Source organism: Terribacillus aidingensis (assembly GCF_900215625.1).
Taxonomy (GTDB): Bacteria; Bacillota; Bacilli; order Bacillales; family Amphibacillaceae; genus Terribacillus; species Terribacillus aidingensis.
Window position 1 is genome coordinate 689,754 of sequence record NZ_OBEK01000001.1, and the last position, 19,417, is coordinate 709,170.

21 protein-coding genes are annotated in these 19,417 nt (G+C 43.1%); 15 read left to right on the forward strand and 6 right to left on the reverse strand.

Features of this window, described 5'->3' with window-relative positions:
• The first annotated feature begins 2 nt into the window (after positions 1 to 2).
• The 4 genes from mreB to CRO17_RS03360 all read left to right on the forward strand — a co-directional run bounded on the left by mreB (position 3) and on the right by CRO17_RS03360 (position 3,029).
• Positions 3 to 1,004, forward strand: coding sequence for a rod shape-determining protein (mreB, locus tag CRO17_RS03345; RefSeq protein ID WP_097039228.1), 1,002 nt, complete (start codon positions 3 to 5; stop codon positions 1,002 to 1,004).
• Between the two features lie 109 nt (positions 1,005 to 1,113).
• Positions 1,114 to 1,932 (forward strand): flagellar hook-basal body protein, encoded by an 819-nt coding sequence (locus CRO17_RS03350; RefSeq protein ID WP_097039230.1) that lies wholly within the window; start codon positions 1,114 to 1,116, stop codon positions 1,930 to 1,932.
• Between the two features lie 15 nt (positions 1,933 to 1,947).
• On the forward strand, positions 1,948 to 2,745 hold the full coding sequence (locus CRO17_RS03355) for a flagellar hook-basal body protein (RefSeq protein WP_097039232.1): 798 nt from the start codon (positions 1,948 to 1,950) through the stop codon (positions 2,743 to 2,745).
• Between the two features lie 20 nt (positions 2,746 to 2,765).
• Positions 2,766 to 3,029, forward strand: coding sequence for a DNA-directed RNA polymerase subunit beta (locus CRO17_RS03360; RefSeq protein ID WP_097039234.1), 264 nt, complete (start codon positions 2,766 to 2,768; stop codon positions 3,027 to 3,029).
• Between the two features lie 35 nt (positions 3,030 to 3,064).
• On the opposite strand, the gene CRO17_RS17325 is transcribed toward CRO17_RS03360, so the two are convergent.
• Positions 3,065 to 3,223, reverse strand: coding sequence for a lmo0937 family membrane protein (locus CRO17_RS17325; RefSeq protein WP_143595986.1), 159 nt, complete (start codon positions 3,221 to 3,223; stop codon positions 3,065 to 3,067).
• Positions 3,224 to 3,347: 124 nt separating this feature from the next.
• On the opposite strand from CRO17_RS17325, the gene fabZ reads away from it, so the two are divergent.
• The 9 genes from fabZ (at position 3,348) to CRO17_RS03405 (ending at position 12,641) form a co-directional block, all read left to right on the forward strand.
• Positions 3,348 to 3,770 (forward strand): 3-hydroxyacyl-ACP dehydratase FabZ, encoded by a 423-nt coding sequence (gene fabZ, locus CRO17_RS03365; protein WP_097039236.1) that lies wholly within the window; start codon positions 3,348 to 3,350, stop codon positions 3,768 to 3,770.
• Positions 3,771 to 3,886: 116 nt separating this feature from the next.
• Positions 3,887 to 4,372 (forward strand): competence protein ComK, encoded by a 486-nt coding sequence (locus CRO17_RS03370; protein ID WP_179636793.1) that lies wholly within the window; start codon positions 3,887 to 3,889, stop codon positions 4,370 to 4,372.
• Between the two features lie 90 nt (positions 4,373 to 4,462).
• Entirely contained in the window at positions 4,463 to 5,089 is a 627-nt protein-coding gene (locus tag CRO17_RS03375) for a hypothetical protein (RefSeq protein WP_097039240.1), read from the forward strand.
• Between the two features lie 191 nt (positions 5,090 to 5,280).
• Positions 5,281 to 6,399: an acyltransferase gene (locus CRO17_RS03380; RefSeq protein ID WP_179636795.1), complete on the forward strand. Its 1,119-nt coding sequence runs from the start codon at positions 5,281 to 5,283 to the stop codon at positions 6,397 to 6,399.
• 101 nt (positions 6,400 to 6,500) lie between these two features.
• Positions 6,501 to 7,175: a hypothetical protein gene (locus CRO17_RS03385; protein ID WP_097039244.1), complete on the forward strand. Its 675-nt coding sequence runs from the start codon at positions 6,501 to 6,503 to the stop codon at positions 7,173 to 7,175.
• Positions 7,176 to 7,187: 12 nt separating this feature from the next.
• Positions 7,188 to 8,444, forward strand: coding sequence for an efflux RND transporter periplasmic adaptor subunit (locus CRO17_RS03390; protein WP_097039246.1), 1,257 nt, complete (start codon positions 7,188 to 7,190; stop codon positions 8,442 to 8,444).
• Between the two features lie 126 nt (positions 8,445 to 8,570).
• On the forward strand, positions 8,571 to 9,659 hold the full coding sequence (locus CRO17_RS03395; RefSeq protein WP_097039248.1) for a glycosyltransferase family 4 protein: 1,089 nt from the start codon (positions 8,571 to 8,573) through the stop codon (positions 9,657 to 9,659).
• Between the two features lie 191 nt (positions 9,660 to 9,850).
• The gene (locus tag CRO17_RS03400) at positions 9,851 to 12,250 is read left to right on the forward strand and encodes a cell wall-binding repeat-containing protein (RefSeq protein ID WP_097039249.1); all 2,400 of its coding nucleotides are present in this window, start codon (positions 9,851 to 9,853) and stop codon (positions 12,248 to 12,250) included.
• A gap of 112 nt (positions 12,251 to 12,362) precedes the next feature.
• Positions 12,363 to 12,641 (forward strand): AbrB/MazE/SpoVT family DNA-binding domain-containing protein, encoded by a 279-nt coding sequence (locus CRO17_RS03405; RefSeq protein ID WP_097039251.1) that lies wholly within the window; start codon positions 12,363 to 12,365, stop codon positions 12,639 to 12,641.
• Between the two features lie 42 nt (positions 12,642 to 12,683).
• Here CRO17_RS03405 and CRO17_RS03410 read toward each other — a convergent pair whose 3' ends face one another.
• Entirely contained in the window at positions 12,684 to 13,454 is a 771-nt protein-coding gene (locus tag CRO17_RS03410) for an SDR family NAD(P)-dependent oxidoreductase (protein WP_097039253.1), read from the reverse strand.
• Between the two features lie 177 nt (positions 13,455 to 13,631).
• Here CRO17_RS03410 and CRO17_RS03415 point away from each other — a divergent pair, with 177 nt between their 5' ends.
• Positions 13,632 to 14,246: a TetR/AcrR family transcriptional regulator gene (locus CRO17_RS03415; RefSeq protein ID WP_097039255.1), complete on the forward strand. Its 615-nt coding sequence runs from the start codon at positions 13,632 to 13,634 to the stop codon at positions 14,244 to 14,246.
• Between the two features lie 21 nt (positions 14,247 to 14,267).
• Here the strand turns inward: CRO17_RS03415 and CRO17_RS03420 are convergent, their stop codons facing one another.
• Genes CRO17_RS03420 through CRO17_RS03435 form a run of 4 tightly spaced genes read right to left on the reverse strand, consistent with a single transcriptional unit; the run spans position 14,268 to position 17,613 of the window.
• The gene (locus CRO17_RS03420; protein WP_245864578.1) at positions 14,268 to 14,585 is read right to left on the reverse strand and encodes an EamA family transporter; all 318 of its coding nucleotides are present in this window, start codon (positions 14,583 to 14,585) and stop codon (positions 14,268 to 14,270) included.
• On the reverse strand, positions 14,575 to 14,931 hold the full coding sequence (locus tag CRO17_RS03425; protein ID WP_245864580.1) for a DMT family transporter: 357 nt from the start codon (positions 14,929 to 14,931) through the stop codon (positions 14,575 to 14,577). The genes CRO17_RS03420 and CRO17_RS03425 overlap by 11 nt, the downstream gene beginning before the upstream one ends.
• Entirely contained in the window at positions 14,906 to 16,645 is a 1,740-nt protein-coding gene (locus tag CRO17_RS03430) for a DUF6020 family protein (RefSeq protein WP_097039259.1), read from the reverse strand. The genes CRO17_RS03425 and CRO17_RS03430 overlap by 26 nt, the downstream gene beginning before the upstream one ends.
• A complete protein-coding gene (locus CRO17_RS03435) occupies positions 16,645 to 17,613 on the reverse strand; it encodes a glycosyltransferase family 2 protein (RefSeq protein WP_097039261.1) in 969 nt (322 codons plus the stop codon). Before CRO17_RS03435 ends, CRO17_RS03430 begins: the two co-directional genes overlap by 1 nt.
• A 292-nt stretch (positions 17,614 to 17,905) precedes the next feature.
• On the opposite strand from CRO17_RS03435, the gene murJ reads away from it, so the two are divergent.
• On the forward strand, positions 17,906 to 19,417 hold the full coding sequence (gene murJ / locus CRO17_RS03440) for a murein biosynthesis integral membrane protein MurJ (RefSeq protein ID WP_179636797.1): 1,512 nt from the start codon (positions 17,906 to 17,908) through the stop codon (positions 19,415 to 19,417).

Consider the following 19,417-nt stretch of genomic DNA (forward strand, 5'->3'; position numbering starts at 1 on the left):
GGATATTGGCACGAGATATAGGAATTGACCTTGGTACGGCAAACGTACTAATACATGTAAAAGGAAAAGGAATCGTTCTCAACGAACCATCCGTTGTCGCGATGGACAGGAATACAGGGAATGTACTGGAAGTTGGGGAAGAAGCACGACGCATGGTAGGCAGAACACCTGGCAATATTGAGGCGATTCGTCCGTTGAAAGACGGCGTAATCGCTGATTTTGATGTAACAGAAGCAATGCTTCGCTATTTCATCAACAAGATCAATGTAAAAGGTTTTCTTTCCAAACCGCGCATGCTGATCTGCTGCCCGACAAACATCACGAAGGTTGAACAAAAAGCAATTAAAGAGGCAGCGGAAAAATCAGGCGGTAAGAAAGTATACTTGGAAGAAGAACCGAAAATCGCTGCAATTGGCGCTGGAATGGATATCTTCCAGCCAAGCGGTAATATGGTTGTTGACATTGGCGGCGGTACAACAGACGTAGCAGTCCTATCAATGGGTGATATTGTCACTGCACAATCAATCCGAATGGCCGGTGATAAGTTTGATGCAGAAATCCTGCAATATATCAAACGAAAATACAAACTGTTAATCGGGGAACGTACAGCAGAGAATATCAAGATTGAGATTGCAACTGTATTCCAAGGTTCACGTCAGGAATCAATTGATATTAGAGGACGAGACATGGTAAGCGGCCTTCCGCGTACTATTACAGTCTATTCAGAAGAAATCGAAGAAGCACTTCGTGAATCAGTAGCATTGATTGTACAAGCGGCGCGAATCGTGCTGGAACAGACACCTCCTGAGCTGTCTGCAGATATTATTGACCGCGGTATTATCTTGACTGGCGGCGGTGCGATGCTGCACGGCATTGATCAGCTGCTTGCAGAGCAGTTGAAGGTTCCTGTCTTCATTGCAGAAGAACCAATGGACTGCGTAGCAAAAGGTACTGGTATTATGCTGGAGAACATTGACAAGCTGGAAAAACGCAAAGCAGTTTAAAAATTGACCTCTTCTGTTTGCAGAAGGGGTTTAATTTATTTAGCGTTCAGCCGATATATAGGGAAGAGAAACAGATTAACATTGTAATGAACCTAGGAGGATTTACGCTTTGCTAAAAGGATTATATACAGCAGCATCCGGTATGCTTGCCCAGCAGCGCCGACAAGAAGTTCTGTCCAACAACTTAGCCAATGTGAATACGAATGGATACAAAGCGGACCAAGGACAGCTGCGTGCTTTTCCTGAGATGCTTATGAAGTCCATGGAAAGTAAACCGACTTCCATGAACGGATCAGGTTTTATCACCACATCTAAGGAAATCGGCAGCATTAATTCGGGAGTATACGTACAAGAAACAATTCCGAATTTCGTGCAGGGTGATTTGCGGGAGACTGGTATTAGTACAGATACCGCACTTGTAGACGGCAATGTTCCAGATGAAAATGGCTCTATTTTCTTCACTGTACAAACAGCTGCAGGAGAAGCTTATACACGGAACGGTAATTTTACGATTGATGCAGATGGTTTTTTGACAAACGATCAAGGCAGCTATGTACTGGATACAGAAGGTAATGCAATCCAGACAAACAATCAAACGTATAAGCTGACAGCGGATGGAACGATGCAGTTTGCTGACGGCCGTAATATACAGCTTGGCTTATCGTATGTACAAGATAGCAATCTGCTGGACAAGCAAGGAGAAAATGTATATAGTGCGAGCAATGAAGCACAAGTGGCAGATGCTCGAGCGATGGACGGAGTTACATACAATATTGTCCAAGGTGCAGTAGAAGGATCAAATGTTAACTTGCAGCAAACGATGGCCGACATGATGCAGGCTTACCGGACATTTGAAATGAACCAAAAAGTGATGAAAGCTTACGATGAGAGTTTAGGAAAAGCAGTTAATGAAGTTGGGAAGCTGTAAGGGAGGAAGAGCAACATGAGCAGAATGATGACACAAGCAGCAGTCACGATGGGGCAGCTGCAGAATCGATTGGACCTTATTGCGAATAATATGGCGAACACGAATACAACAGGCTATAAGACACAAAACGCGAATTTCTCTTCCTTACTTTTTCAGCAGATGAACAATCCGCCCGCTGACGAAGCGAATGAGCAAAATCGCGCCACAAGTGACGGAATCCGAATCGGAGCTGGTTCTTATCTAAGCAGTACCAATCCACTTATGACCATGGGTACCATCAAAACCACAGACCGTATCTTAGATGCTGCACTTGTGAATGACAACCAATTTTTCACGATTACAGCGGAAGATGGTCAGGAACAATATACGCGCGCTGGAAACTTCTATCTGCAGCCGCAAGATAATGGAACAGTTGCCTTAACGACTGCGGATGGAGATTTTGTGAACAGTGCCGAAGGTCCTATTGCATTGCAAGCTGATTTTGATAGTATTACAATCAATGACCGCGGAGAGATTGTGGTAGATCGTAACGGGGTAAATGCTGTGGAAGCGAATTTAGCAATAACAGCCATTGATAATCCCCGTGTTTTGACACGCACAGGAGACAATAATTTTACATTGGCTGACCCAGCACTCGCCCGAGCAATAGGGCAAGATGAAGTAGAGCTGCAGGCAGGCAGTCTGGAAGGATCGAACGTTGATCTGAGCCAGCAGATGACAGCAATGATAAATACACAGCGAGCGTATCAGTTTAATGCTCGCTCTATCTCCATGAGTGATCAAATGAGCGGTCTTATCAATCAGATTAGATAATAGTAAGGAGCCAGTACGTTATGCCGGATAATGCATCCAAACTTCAAACAAAAGAAGAGCACGACAAAAAGAAGCAGGCGGAAGGAAAGAAAGCGCCAAAAAAACAACGCAGAAGAGCCTTCCCAATTTGGCTTCGATTACTTGTCGTGCCGGTCATTCTGATCATTTTCCTTCTGCTTGGTATGCTCTTCGGATATGGCGTACTGGGCGACGGCAATGCCTTTGACGTCCTGAAACGAGATACATGGACACATATTTATAACTTGGTTAATGAGAAATCATAAAAAAAGCTGGTTCCGGAATCCGGACCAGCTTTTTTCTATCGCTTACCCCTGCTCTTCTTAATGGCATAAATAACAAACATAATAACCGCAATGATGAGGAGAATATGAATTATTCCTCCAAGAATATTAAAAATGACACCAAGAAGCCAGAAAGCAACAACGATGATGCCGATCCATAGTAATAAATTTAGCATTTGGCTACCTCCTTACAACTGTTTTATAAAAACATACCCTGTATGAGAGACAAGCTAAACATACAGGCTTTGTTTTTGTTATAATACCTTAGGAAAGACAACCATTCAGGAGGCTCACCATATTATGTATAATGTACAACAAATCAAAGAAATAATCCCGCACCGCTATCCATTTTTACTTGTGGATCAAATAACAGAGATTGAAGAAGGCAAACGCGCTGTTGCGAAGAAGAACGTGACCATCAATGAACCATTCTTCCAAGGCCATTTCCCAGATCATCCTGTAATGCCAGGCGTACTGATTATAGAAGCGCTAGCGCAAACTGGTGCGTTTGCGATGCTAATGAAAGAAGAAAACAAAGGAAAAATCGGTTTCCTTGCAGGTGTTGATAAATGCCGCTTTAAACGCCAAGTAGTTCCTGGTGATACATTGAAGCTTGAGGTGGAGATTATCCGTCTGAAAGGGCCTATCGGCAAAGGTAAAGCAACGGCAACGGTAGACGGCGAGCTAGCTTGTGAAGCAGAAATTACATTTGCAATTAAATAAACGAACGAAGCGACATGCTTCGTTCTTTTTTACTATTTTTTACAATCATTTTACGGTTTGGCAACCTCCTTTATAGTAATATAGTCTTGTACAAGCGATTACTGAAGGAGGACACCATGCACACAGAAACAAGGGAACAGTATATAATCACACGAAATACCATAGCCATTATTCGTCTGTATGATCCAATTTATCAATCCCGCGTTTTGGAAGCAGACAAGGAAATTTTAGTTGAACAATCACCTCTTTCCATTATCGACCATAGCTGCATGCAGTATGGTTCCTCCTATGAAGGCAGGGTACATGCAATCGGCAGACTTTTGCGGACAGATAAGAAGGTGCCGATTCCAGTGCATCCAGCACATGGCGTTTTTATGCTCCCAACATCCTCACCTACGAATACACATTGCGTCTGGCTATCCTTCTATCACATCCAAACTTATAAAGAAACCAAAAGCCGCACGCAAGTAGGCTTTTATAATGGTACTGCTTTATTTGTCGAAACATCTGAGCGTTCCTTTGACCAGCAATACAAACGCACTGGAACTGTGATTGCGTTACTGAATAATGAACATTTTTTTGCTGGGCAAAGCTTGTCTTAAGGCTGTCGCATTGCTTCTTCTTCCTGAGCTGGATATGTTATCATGTAAACTATCAGTAGTAGCTTAGAAGTGGAGGAGGACAACTGTCTTATGCGCGACACATACACCGAAGCGGGACTTTTAGAGCAGCTGCAGCTGCACAAAGGACAGCTTTTGACATCTATCAGCCAAGACGACATCGCGCTTGACGCGTATTTACGCCGGGAGGCTAGAAAAAACGAACACCACTCGGTATTCCGATACGTGTTAAAGCATTACATAGGTTTAGTAAATCCCAATTTGACCGAGGAATTCGAACAGACCTTTTACCATTTGTTTCAAGAGGCTGCCAGAAATCCGGACAAGCGTGGTATTGTCGAGTTAACAGAAACACTGTATGAAGTGAAGAACCGACGTGGTAATCCTTCTATGCAGTTTCCGCAAGTAACACATCTTTTGCATTTGCTGAATGTACATTACCCAATATTCGATCCGGCGCGAGCTGCGTTTTTCGGTATGCCATCAGCAAATCATTTGGCCGGATTTGAGAAGAAGATGAAACGCTATATCGAGCAATACAGCCGGCTATATGAATGGAACCAAGCTATTTTACAAGATAGCCGCTTCGATGAACTGTCTGATTTATTTGATGAATATTTCATACAGCCAGGATGCAAAACACCGAGTCGTGCAAAGAAACTGGATCTTTATCTAAAAGCATTAGTAAATGCCCATTAAGTGCTTACAAAAGTAAGTGCTTTTTTTTATGGAAAAAATAAGGTCTAGTGGATAGAGTTTGTAATCATATTGCACCTAGATTGTATTGTCATTACAGTTCTGTTAAAAGCCTTGTTGGCGAGGGAACGGGGGTATATAAAGAAGAAAGGACGGATAATATTCTGTAGAACAAAGAAAGCAGGTAGATGCACATGACGAGAAATTACTCCATCGACTTCTTTAAATGCCTGGCCATTTTCGGTGTCGTTTGTATTCATACACACACGTTCCGTGATACGGCTGTCCCATTCGGTAACGGGGAAACATGGGCATTCATCATTGACACACTCGCACGATTCTCTGTGCCGTTTTTCTTTGCTGCATCCGGCTATTTATTTGCTATGAAACTGGAACGAACGGAAGATACATTTGCTTATTTCAAGCGCTATACCGGCAAGCTGATTGGACTTTTGGCAGCATGGTTCACATTTTATTGGATATATGACCTTATTAAAATAATTACCACTTCAGCTGGAACGATGAGTGAGCAAAAAGCAGCCCTCACAGCTTATCTCCAAGATACATTCCAATGGCGCACATTGCTGGACGGTATATCTTATACGCAATACCAGCTGTGGTTTATGTTCGCTTTAATCTTTTCCATTATTATCATTTACGCAGCATATCGATTGCACCTGCTTAAACTGACATTACTGGCAGGTCTTTTACTCAATTTAATCGGATTGATGGGCCAATCATATGGACCGCTTTTCCATGTTACGATGGAGGAAACGACGCGGAATGGAATTTACTTCGGATTGTTTTATACAGCGCTTGGAGCATGTTTTGGTTTGTATGAAAAGCAGCTTGTGCAAGCGATGCAAAATATAAAGGCAAGAACGGTTGGGATGCTTGCAGTATCCGGCTTCGCACTGCATTTGATCGAGCGTTTCATTCTTCATTACAACATGGATTTGCCGCAAGGAGAGTACTTAATTAGTACGATTCCGTTAACCGTTTTACTGCTGCTGTTCACCTTGAAAACGCGGAATATCGGAAAGCATCGTTATGTAGGTATTGTCGCTAAAAATGTAGTAGGTATCTATTTGATCCACACATTATGGCGCAGCATCTTGGATCAGGCTTTGGATCAATCACCATTTATTCATACATTTGCTTGGGGACTCCTTTATGCACCAATCTTATACGGACTATCGCTTGTTACTTATATGCTGCTGCAATATGTGAAAGCAAAATTAAGCAGTCCGGTGGTACCTCGTCAGGCAAAAACAAACAGAGCACTCAGACCGAGCAACACATTCGCCAAATAGACTGGTATTTCGCCAGTCTATTTTTTTATTGTAAATAATGTGCAAATTTTAAGAAATTAAGTTAATCTTTTACTATATACATAGAAAAAGGATGGCCGAACATGACATATCATACAAATCCTTTCCGCCTTTTGACGAGTCCGAAAGAAACATTATTCAAGCTGCGGGAAGCGGAAACTCTGCGAGGACATTGGCTATGGACGACTTTGCTCCTAATTGCTTTTTGCACCGTTTATGCGGCTCTTGGATGGATCGGGGCCGGGACAGAGACATTGAATCAATTGAGAGCCGACTATGCTGGATCTGACTATGAATACGCCAAACTTTGGTTTGTGATTGGACGGTTAGTGTTTGGGTTAGTCATAGGGCTCCTCGTTCTCTTTGTCGTTTCACTAGTATTCTATTTATTTTATGAAATTCCGTATCAAAAGCTGGTGGTGATGCAGCTAAGCGTCGGTATCGTCTTCTTATTTGAAGCGCTCACCTGGCTGCTTTTATTACCGGCTGCCGGATTGGAATGGAATCGGTCGCCATTTTCACTCGGTGTGCTTGCAGACCTGTTTACAGATAAACCATGGGTGATTAGTTTATTTGGTGCTGTGTCTATATTCCAGCTGTTCGTTTTATATTTTCAGACCCGTTGCTTGCTTGTCTTGTTTCCAGCAAAACGTTGGCATGTATGGATTATCGTCAGCGTGTTGTATCTTTGCTATGTGCTGTTACTTACATTGCTTGGCGGTATCGGAAATAAGCTTGTAGCATTCATCTTTGCATAGGAGGGCTTAAGGGTGATTAAGAAAATTTTTCTGCCAGCAGCAGTCGTCTTTGTGCTACTTAATATAGGTCTTCTGTTCTGGGACGATGAAGGTCGAATCGGACGAACGAATTTTATTCAAGACTGGGAGCAGGTGATGGCCCAAGATGTGGAAGAGACGTTATCTGCTCCTGCTGTACTCACTTCCGCAGATGAAATTCCAGTGTACCTCCAAGCAGCTTCTGGTTCTTTATCGGAAATGTTTGTGGAAAAAGGGGATGCAGTTGAGGAGGGCGATGATCTCTTTACTTATCAAGTTACTGATTATACGAAAACGCACCGAGATCTATCAGCATCTATTGCAACGTTAGAGGAGCAGACAGCTGCTGTCGAACAGGCAATGAACCAATTAGACGAGACGGACGTTGCTGCAGGTGCACTCCCAACTGATATCACTATTCCAGAAACTTTTGAGAATACAGAGGTAGCAAAAGAAAGTGCCGGCGTTGAAGCAATAAGTGAAGCATTGCAAGTGGCCGCGGAAGAACAGACAGCTCAAAGACAGGAGCATTATCGTATCAGTCTGGAAAAAGAGCTTGCCGAAAAACGAGCGGCACTGTCAGCTGCAGAAGATCAGCTGTCAGCGTTAGAAGATACAGGTGAATATGTCACGGTTACAAGTCCAGCTGCCGGCACAATCAAAGACATTGCTGCGCCTGGAGAAGCGCCTGTCATTACAATTAATAGCAGCGACTTGGTTATTTCCGGCGAGCTGAAAGAAGCAGAACGAAAACAAGTGCAAAGCGGCATGACAGTAAAAGCAGCAGTAGCAGACAATGGTCCTATTTTAGAAGGGGAAATTACAGAGCTGGCGGATCAGCCTACATCCATCAAGGATAAGACAAGCTTATATACCTTTGAAGCATCCTATCAATTAGAGGAGGAACAAGCGGACAAGCTAGTGGCAGGTTATCATCTCAAAACAGATATTCTGCTTGCTTATGCAAGTCAAGCTCCTGCAGTAAAACCTCAGCAAATTAAAAATGGAAAGATTTGGACGATGGCTAACGGACAGGCTTTTACAACGAATGTCAAAGTCGGAGCTAAGAACGACAAGCAAGCAGCTATTACCACAGGAATGGAATCGGGCACAACGATACCGGCTCGAGCAGGTGATTATTATGACAATGAACCGTTTGTGACACCGTGGAAACCGCAGCGAATCAAGTGGTCAGACTTTCGAGAATCGTTTACAAGCTATGAATTTCTGCTAGGGTTGTTAGATTATTGATTGTTAGATTATTGATTGTTAGATTATTGATTGTAAATTGTTTTTAAAGATATCTCCAATCATACTGCAACAATTGGTGAATAAGCGTACAATTTGTTTACAATCACGTACGTAAGGGGCTCATTTATGAAAGTTCATTTAATCGCAAACATGTATCCAAGCAAAGAACATCCCAACTATGGTGTGTTCGTCGAAAATACAGAAAAGATACTGGCCCAGGCAGGTGCGACTTTTGATCGCACCGTCGTTACGAAACAGTCCAGTTCCATCGGAAAGCTGCTGGCATACGGAAGTCATTTCTTCCGCATAATCGGCAAGTCTATCTTTCGGAAATATGATGTTACTTATGTTCACTATGCCACGCATAATTCCATTCCCGTGTTAATAGCAAAAAAACTGAATAAAAATTTGGTTATTTATACAAATGTGCATGGCAGTGATGTGGTGCCTGAATTCAAGAAAAGGGAGAAATATCAGCCTTATGTAAAGCGGCTGTTGGAGGTATCCGACACCGTTATTACGCCAAGCGCGTATTACAAGCAGCTAGTACTGAAAAAATACGGGCTGACTAATCGGATTGAAATCTTCCCTTCAGGCGGCATTAATAAGGAAACCTTCTATGAAAAGGATCCGCAGCATGCTTACCAAGAATTAAATTTGGATACTTCCTACAAATATATCGGATTTGTTGGCCGCATTGATCGAGGTAAAGGCTGGGATGTGTATCTGAAGGCTGCAAATATCTTGAAGCAGGAAGGCAGATTGAACAATCACAAATTATTGTTTATCGGCGACGGTTTAGAAAAAGAAGCATTTGATGAAATGGTAGACAGTTACGGCCTTCGGGAAGTGCTTGTTCATTTTCCGCTGCTGTCCCAGCAAAAGCTGAACAGTGTCTACAATAGTATGGAAATCTTCTGCTTTCCCACCATGCGGGAAGGAGAAAGCCTTGGCCTAGTTGGATTGGAAGCGATGGCCTGCGGAACACCGGTAATTGGCAGCCGCATGGCTGGATTGCTTGATTATATGGAGAATGGAAGAAATGGCTTTTTCTTTGAACCAGGTTCAGCGGAAGAGCTGGCTGGCAGCATCATCACCTATATGGACCTTTCGGAAGAAGCCAAGCAGGTGATAAAAGCGGGTGCCCAAAAAACCGCAGCCTCCTATGAGGTGGATGCAATCAAGCCACGTCTAACAAAGATATTTTCAGTTTAATACGAACGAAAAGTCCAACGATTAGTTGGACTTTTTTTGTAAACTGAATGTAAAACCGTATGATAGAATGTTAAGTTTTGTCTTTGTGTCTAGTAAAATCCACCTGCTCTTTCTATAGTGAAAAAGAAGCAGTTACATATTTCGACAGAAACCTTTGTACTGCGAATCTATGAAAAGAAAGAGGGTAACAGGTGGAAAAGAACAGATCGACGTTGGCGATTGTCCTTTTTGCAGGTCTAATTCTCGCTTGCTTAGCGGTAATTCGGCCGTTAGATGTCCAAGCAGAAGAGAGCTTTTATGCTTTTGCAGCGGGTACAGACTCCGTGCAATTATCAGATGGAAAAGTAGCTAAGGTTACGAACAAGGAGAATGGCTCGTTACAAATTACTGGGGATGCAGGGGAACTTTATACGTCCACTATCCCGGATACAGATGTTGCTTCCATTATAGAAACGACCATTAAGAGTGAATCTTATTTGATCGTTGAGTACCGAACTCACGGTACTGCTCAGGCGCTGCAGTTCGACATTTTACATGTCACAGCAGAAAACCTGGACCGCATTTATCAATCTGATTTATTTGAAGGAGCTAGGCTGACAGTAAATGAGGAAAAAGCAACAGTTGAAGTCAGCTATCCTAAGATAGAACAAAATGTCCCGTTGGCAGCCCCAACGGAAGTATATATTGAGGCATTTGCAGTTACACCGCAGCAAGTACAGCAAGAAGGAAAGCATACCGAAGCAGCGGATCAGGGTGTGAAGCGGAGTATGTTCCGTGCAAGTTCTGCGAATCATGCAAATCCAAGCTATGCTGAAATAAGCAAGAAGCTGACGGATGCTGCCAATGCGTACAATGTGCCGCCTGAGATTGTGAAGTCAATCGCCTTTCGCGAAAGCGGCTGGAAGCAGTACTGGACGGGCAGCACGCCTTCTTATCAGCAGTCATGCTCGATTGCAGATGGTTCGAATGTCGTAATAGGCTATGATTGTATTGGAATCGGTATTATGCAGGTTTCTGATTATAATCGCGGCGATAAAGAAGAGATAGAACGTCTGATGCACGACATCGATTATAACATTGAGCGCGGTATGAAGATTCTGAAGGATAAGTGGAACGAAGCTAATGCAAAAGCTGAATCCAGCTTACCTTATAATTTGATACCGGTAGTAAACGATGGAAATCCAGATAAACTGGAAAACTGGTATTTTGCTATCCTAGCTTATAACGGCAGATTAGAGCGAAATGATCCGATTGCAAACCCGCAGACAGCTTATCAGGAGCTTGTTTATAAGGAGATGGAGAATCAGTCGTTGGTATCCGCGACACCATTCCCGACGCACTTACTGACTCCTGGAAGAATCACAGGGAAACTTGGGACGTACTTTTCGTTCCAAACAGATCATGTAACTACTCCAGGGCCATTACATGAAAGCACCCAGAACTTTCAGAAAGGCAGCACAGCTTATGTCACGGCTAACAGCCTGACATTCCGCAGCAGCCCAAATGGCTCCTCTATCGGATCACTGCTTAGAGGAGAGAAACTAACAATAACAGGAAACTACAAAGCAAATGATTCAAATGTGAATCACTATGTTTGGTATCCTGTTCAAACAAGCAGTGGGAAAAACGGTTATGTTGCCAGTGGGTACTTAAGCAAAGCACCTGTTGTTGTGCATAATTTAGAAGGTGCCCGTCGTAATGCAACGAGCGCAAGTATTTCCAATTATGGCTGGCACTTAGAGTCTCCGAAAGCGGTCGTGCTGGGACGCAGTGATTTGCCGATTGATGCATTTACTGGAAGCGTCTTAGCAGCACAGCTCGATTCGCCGCTTTTACTGACAGATCAAGATCGGCTGGAACAAGTGACAATTACGGAAATTGACAGATTAAATCCGTCAACAATTTATATTGTCGGTGCGGAACCAGCTATTTCGAAAAATGTGGAAAGCGAGCTGCGTAAATATTTCCCGGGGAGCGGCATTAAGCGTGTTGCTGGCTCGCACAGGTACGCAACAGCTGTCGAGGTAGCAGAAGAAGTGACGGAGGTGGCTAGTAAGCCTTCTGAGATTTTCTTGGCTGTCGGAGATGAAAACTCACCAGATGCGCTGACAATTGGGCCGCATGCCGGTAAAGAAGGGATCCCAATCTTGCTGACAAGAACGGGCACGCTGCATGATGACGTGAAGAGCTATATAAGAAATAATGCTATTAGAAAAGTAACTATTATCGGCAGTGAAACAGTCGTATCAAAAAATGTTGTAAACCAAATTAAGCAGCTGGGTGCTTCTGTGGAACGCGTTTATGGGCCTGACCGCTACGCAACGAATACGGCTGTTATAACGAAGTACTACGGATCTAATCCGGATCAAGTATTCTTTGCTAACGGCCAGACGACAGTAGATAGTCTGTCCGGTGCACCGCTGGGAGCAAAGTATGATGCTCCTATCGTGTTAACGAGACCTAACGCAGTGACGAAGCCAACACGAGCATTCTTAAGCCAGATTGGCAAGCAGCCAGAGATATTCTATCTCGGATCTGAAGCAGCAATAGCAGATCAAACGCGCAATGAGCTTCAGCGTATTTTGCAGTAACAGAAAGGAGCATGAACATAGCAATGTTTGTGCTCTTTTTTTCAGTCATAAGATTTTCAATAATTAGAAAAATATAGTATAGTAAATCTATCACAGTAAAGGAGGCGTTTTCATGAAAAGCACTGGAATTACAAGACGCGTGGACCATCTTGGCCGTGTTGTTGTGCCAAAAGAAATTAGAAGAGAGTTCGGCATTGAGGAAAAAGATCCAGTGGAAATCTTTGTTGAAGGTGATAAGATCATCTTCCGAAAATATCAGCCTGGTTTTACTTGTGCGATAACCGGAGAGATTACGTCTGAGAATAAGCAGTACGCAGATAATTTATACCTTAGTCCGGAAGGTGCGCGTATTCTTTACGATAGATTGAAAGATGAATTAGAGTCCAAATAAAAAAGACGAGACTGACAATCTATGTCGCTCGTCTTTCTTTTTTTATGCGGAAGTGGTCCCTTGTCCGCCGTCAATGCGGAAATAGGAACCGGTAATAAAGCTAGCTTTATTGGAAGCAAGAAAGAGCATTACATCGGTTATTTCTTTCACTTTTGCATAACGATTCTTCGGTACACTTGCTTCAAACCCGCGGCGCGCTGCTTCTTCGTGGCCGCTGGCGGCTTTTGTTTCAATTGCATCCATCCACTCTGTATCAGCCGCCGAAGGACATACCGCGTTCACACGTATTCCCTGCTCCGCTACCTCTAAAGCGGCAGTTTTATTCAAGCCAAGCAGAGCATGCTTGGAAGCTACATACGTACTCATGCCAGGGCCGCCCAGCAAGCTCCCAGCACAAGCAGTGTTAACTACAGCACCGCCTTTTTGGTGTATCATAACACGCAGCACATGCTTTAATCCAAGAAAAGTGCCGACAACATTGACTTGGAGCACATCTTGAAGGCTTTCCGCTGTTTGTTCCGTTATTGGAAGAAAATCACCACTAACGCCAGCGTGATTAATAAACACATCAATACGTCCAAAACGGTTGATGGTTTCTTGAACGTAGCGTTCTGTATCTTGTTCCCTCGTCACATCAGCCGGCAGCAGAAGCTTTTCTGTATCAATAGAAGCAGCTGCTTCTTCTAAAGCTGTTAGTGATAGATCAACTAAAGCGAGCTTTGCACCTGCTTCTGCAAAAGCTATGGCTGCAGCTGATCCGATACCGCCCGCAGCACCAGTGATTAATACGACCTTATTATGGAATTCCTTCACTGTGCCAGCCTCCTAAAATTCGAACAAAAAAATCGATATATACCTTGTTATAGTAATCTTAGCGCATTGACAGGGAAGTAACAATACGCAATAATCTGGGGAATGTAACCTAATCAACACTCGTATAAAAATAATACAGCAGAGTAATAATAAACGACAAAAGGGACTGTTTTGTTGATGAATGGGAAGACAGATCGTCGCAGCAGGAGGAGCATAAACGCATTCAAGCGAGCATATGTTGACTTGGTTTTAGCAGAGGAAGAGAAACGAATCAGTATTCAGCAAATTGCTGATGAAGCGGATTATAATCGCGGTACTTTTTACAAGCACTTTGCCGATAAGGAGAGCTTGAAAGAAAGAATTTTGCAGGACTTTTTGGATGGCATTGCAATAGCATTGCTGGAGCCGTATAAACATAGAGCGTATGTTAATTTACAAGAGCAGGCCCCGTCAACGATGCGGATTTTTACGCATATCTATGAGGAGAGACGCGTATTACAGGCGCTGCGAATTTTGTATTCAGATATACATGACAAGATGCTGAACGTTTTTGTGGAATGCTTATCTGGTGATATATATATGGAAACGGAGGAACAGAGTATCCCCGTGGATTATGATTTGATGATTCACTTTCAAATGGCAGCTACTGTTGGTTTCATCATGCGGTGGGCGGATACAGACTTTAAGTTTTCCACTTTACATGTATCACAGCAATTCACAGAGCTAGTGAGGGTTCGTCCTTACAGGCTAATTAATAAGGATATAACAGAAGAAAAAGACTCCGATTCATGATGTATGAATCGGAGTCTTTTTTTAAAGAACAAGGCATGCGGCACCGGCAACAAGCAGTCCGACACCGATTGTCTGCCGCAGTTTGATATGTTCTTTCAAGAAATAATACGATAGTAAGAGTGTCCACACATACGTAATCGCCGTCAGCGGGAATACGATCGAGTATGGAAGGAGCGTCAATACATAGATATTGATTAATGCTGCCGAACCGTAACAGGCAAGGCCGATAATTAAAGCGCGGTACGTCTTTACTAGCGGATCGCTTGCGCGTTTGAAGAAGAATCCGCCAAAAGCTCCGAGCAGTGTACATGACAGTAATAAAACCCAGCTAATTGTCACCGCCCCCAATCAAGATGGCGCCGACAATAATTAAAGCAGTGCCACCGATATGCATGAGTGAAATATGTTCTTCTAAGAAAAACGCTCCCATGAATAATGCAAACACATAACCCAAGCTTAGCAATGGGTGCAGTACGCTTAGCTTGCCAAATCGAAACGCCGTAATCATCGTTATCGCCCCTGCACCATAACAAACGCAGCCGATCAGTAGAGGAAGGTTGATCTCTCCATCCGCAATTTTCCATAATAACTGTCCGACACTTGTGAATGCGGCAGACAGCAGAATGAACACAAGGCCAAGCTTCGGGTTATGCTGCGGTTTACTTTCGAGCTGCATGGACTCCATAAGCGGGTTCCTTTCCTTTCTTATACAGACTAGCAAAGAGCAGGAAGAAGATACTTACCATTGCATTGCTTACAAGGTATCGATAATCCTGTGCCGGCAAGCCGACAAAGATTGTCGCTGTATTAAAAAGAACCGGTAAGATCGGCAGCCAAGCTACTGCTCCTAACTTACGTGAAGCAATTAAGGTGAAAAAGATGATGAAAATACTGAATACCGCTGGGCGCCAGAACAGCTCTTCTGTATGGTAGCGAGATGTTTCCAGCAAATATTCTACCCCATCGTACAATGTTTGGCTGACCGGTTTCGTTTCCAGTCCCATTTCATTCGGGTCCACATCAATTGTGTAAGGATTTGTGTATCCGTCAACTGGCTTATTAATCTGCCATACTAATGACGTTTGTTTTAAGTAAGCCTCTGTTACCAAGGCAGGATTTTGCTTCACAATATCGAACCATACGGATAAATAGTTACCCATATCTTCTACGATGACTTCATCATGAAAGTTGTCGTGGAATTTGATTCGATCTGTCAAATACGGGTTATAAGCATTCCAGTCATTTATTGGCAAAATAGAATCCAAATAAGCAAGCTGTTCCTCAGTCAGCTCTCCGTCTTGAGAGACAACAGCAGCTATTTGCTGTGTTGGGATGCTCATGGATTCGTTCGGATTGGCTGATTGAATGTTATAAGCTGTAAACACTGGTCCCGTCACAATCACATAAAGCGCTGAGACGAGCACAAGCGGTGTCAGCAGCTGCTTCCAAATGCGGCGGTAAGCGATAAGCATGCCAATTGCAGTCATAATGGCAATCGGCAATCCGTTATTTCGGAAAAATGCTATGCCTAATAGCACAACGGTAAAGGTAGCGATACCGCTCCATGTGCGCAGATTTTTCCCTTCTTGCAATACAGTCTTCATTACAAAGATAGTCAGGAAAACGATAAACGTACTATAAACAACGTCCTTCCAGAGAATGGTGGAGAAGATGCCGTTGATTGGCAGTACCGCCCAAAGGATAGCCGCTGCCCAAGCAATCTTCTTTCCAAGTCCATATTGGCGGAAGGAATAAAGTCCGTAAGCATAAACAAAAGACAACAGCAGCATTTGGAAAATAACGATAACAGCCGGTGAATCCCAAATTTGTGTCAGCGCAAGGATGACCATTGTATAAGCAAACGGGTGCCAGTTGTTGAATTCCATGTTTTCCACTTGTCGCCAATGGTTTAAGGAATCCGGACTCATATTTCCGGGGAAGAAGGCCAGCAAGTAAAACATCCAGACAAAAATCATCGGCAGCATATACCACACAATCGTCCACTTGCTTATTTCAGATCGCTGCCATACATACCCCCCTCTCAATAAAAGAAAGGCGATAAAGGAAAAGAAACAGAAAATCGCTGCCAGTGAAATGAAATCAACAATCACCGTCTCATACCAAGGCCGATTAAGAAACAGCGGCCAGTCAATTAAGCTGATCAGCGTAAACACAGAGAGGATCGTAATACCAGCTAATATGTAACGACGTTCCAGAATCGCATGCGTAACTCCTCTGCGAAACGTCAAGAAAGCAAAAAAGAAACAAATGCTAATCGCAGTAAGAACAGCATACTTCAAAAGGGAGGTATCCTGTCTTTCCTGCATAACAGCTAATACAGAAATAGTGGCTGCAAAACCTGCAGCCACACTCATCAAAAGATTCCGGAATTGCAGCATTACTTAGAGCCTCCAGTTCTGGTCATACCTTGGACAGGTTTTGGTTTCGTTTCAGCTTGGATCCGATTCAATTCCAATTCGTACTGCTTGCGCTGATTGGAAGCTACAGTATCCAGTATCGCACCGCATCCGAAGCTCAAAACCGATAGGACGACCAAGCCGACAGCCAGAATGGCAGAAGGTACACGAGTGATAAACTGCGTATTAAAGTATTCAACAATCACGGGTATTCCCACAATTAAACCAAGCACCAGAAACAGCATGGACCATGCTGTGAAAAATAGCATCGGTTTATACTCCTTGAATAGCGTGAAGATCTTATACAAAACTTTGCGTCCGTCTGCTAATGTATTCAGTTTTGAATAACTGCCTTCTGGACGGTCCCGATACAGAATCGGCACTTCGACAATTGACAGCCGCTTATCTAACGCATGGATTGTCATTTCTGTTTCAATCTCAAAACCAGGACTCATAATCGGCATTGTTTTAACAAACAGGCGGTCAAAAGCGCGGTAGCCGGTCATAATGTCGCTAAGCTTCTTTTTATAAAGAAAGTTGATACAGTTCTTTACCATCGTATTGCCAAGGTTATGGAACTTACGTTTATTTTCTTTTACATACGTACCATTGGAAAGTCGGTCACCAATGACCATATTTGCTCGTCCTTCTTGGATTGGCGCGATCAGATCATGGACAAATTCTGCTGGATACGTGTTGTCTCCATCCACCATCACATAACAGTCAGCATCAATATTGCGGAACATGGAACGAACAACATGTCCTTTCCCTTGCTGGAATTCTTGGCGGACAATCGCACCATGCTTTCGTGCTACTTCACTTGTTTTGTCCTTTGAATTATTGTCGAATACATATATATCTGCATTCGGCAGCTGTTTCCTGAAAGCTTCAATAACGTCTCCGATAGTCTGTTCCTCGTTGTAGCATGGAATCAATACAGCTATTTTCAATACGTACACTCCATTCCTTTTCTAGGATATGTCGAACCAAGTCTAGCAAAGGATTATTGTGGAACTGTTAATAAATAGTGAAGTAATTGTAAATAGTCTGTTTTTGCGAATATATTGTAAAGAAATCCCCGAGATCAATAGCGTAAAGGGTTCAGGCATCTTGAGCATGCCGGAAAACGTTAAGTTACTGTAAATTGCCTTGAAACGGCTTTCGTTTCAGCCTTATAATTTACCCAGCAATACGCATCTCATCAGCTGCATGCTGTATGGGCATATAGAGAGAGGTCCTATCATGAAGTCGAAACTTCGCATCGCCAGTTTGCTGCTGTTAGTGGTGACGCTCTTACTGAAGGTATCAGGTTTGATCCGTGATCAGCTGATTACCTTTTACTTCGGAGCAACCAGTGAAGCAGATGCTTACTATGCGGCATTTGCATTACCAAATATGTTCATTCTGTTCCTGACAACAGGAATGAAGAGCGCATTTGTACCTAGTTTCATTAAATATGAGGAAAAGAATAAAGGGTTGTCTCATCTTCAAAATGTATGGAAAGGCACGCTGCTGTTCAGTTTGCTGATATCCATTCTGTTCATTGTTATTGCACCTGTTTATATCCAGCTTCTGTTCCCCAACTTAACAGGTGACACAGCGCAGATGGCGACAATCATGACGATTATATTTCTTTCTTCGTTATTATTCGTCGGAGTCAATGCAGTGCTGGAGGCCTACTTTGATGCAGAGAATAAATATTACTTATCTGTCTTAGCCCAAGCAATTGTCTTGTTAGGAACGATTGGGAGTGCTTTACTCTTTGCTGATCAAATTGGTGCTTATGCTTTTGCTTTCGGTAATTTAGCAGGTGTCATTCTGAGCTTGCTCTTTAAATTAATACTGCTGGTGCCAAAACGCAACCTTCGATTAGAAGGCAAGATTAATTGGGCAGAGAATAAGCGCTTTTTCCACATTTTCATACCTGTAGCACTTACTGCCATGATTGGACAGATTACATTAACCATTGATACATCGTTTGCTAACAGGCTTGGAGACAGCTTTGTTACATATCTGAATATCGCCAAGAATTTGACACAATTTCCGCAGAATATTGTCGGCGTTACAATAGGAACGATTGTATTTCCGCTCCTGGCAGCCGCATACACAAAAGGAGATATGCCTGGGTTTAAGGCGAATATTACGCGCGGTTTACAAATTATGTACTTCGTGCTTCTGCCAGTACTGACAGGTATGATGCTGCTCATGCCCGAGATTGTTTCTATATTATTTGAAAATGGTAAATTCACGGCACAGCATACAGAAGAGACGAGCATAGCAGCGTATTATTATTTTGGAACGATCCTGTTCTACAGCTTGGTTATTATCGTAAACAATGGCTTTTATACCATGGAAAAAGGGCATTATATGATGCGGCTTGGGTTTCTGTCGATTGCTTTGAAACTCTTGCTTAACTACATATTTACAGAAAGTTTCGGTTTTATTGGCATTCCGCTGTCATCATCGGTGACAGGCTTTATTTATGCGCTGACCTGTTTCCTTTTGTTCCGCAAATTGATGGGTGAGCTGCCTATTAAAGGAATGCTCCTGGATGTTGCGAAAACAACAATCAGTGTACTCATTATGGGAATTGCTGTTTACCTGCTGAAAGAAGCAGTTGATCAGCTGCAGCCGATAATCACGATCCTGCTTTGTTCAGTTAGCGGAGTCATCGTATTTCTGCTCTGCGTATTCCTGATGAAAATACAATCATTTTATATCCTATTGGGAAGAGGCGGCTCCGCTGCTAAGTAA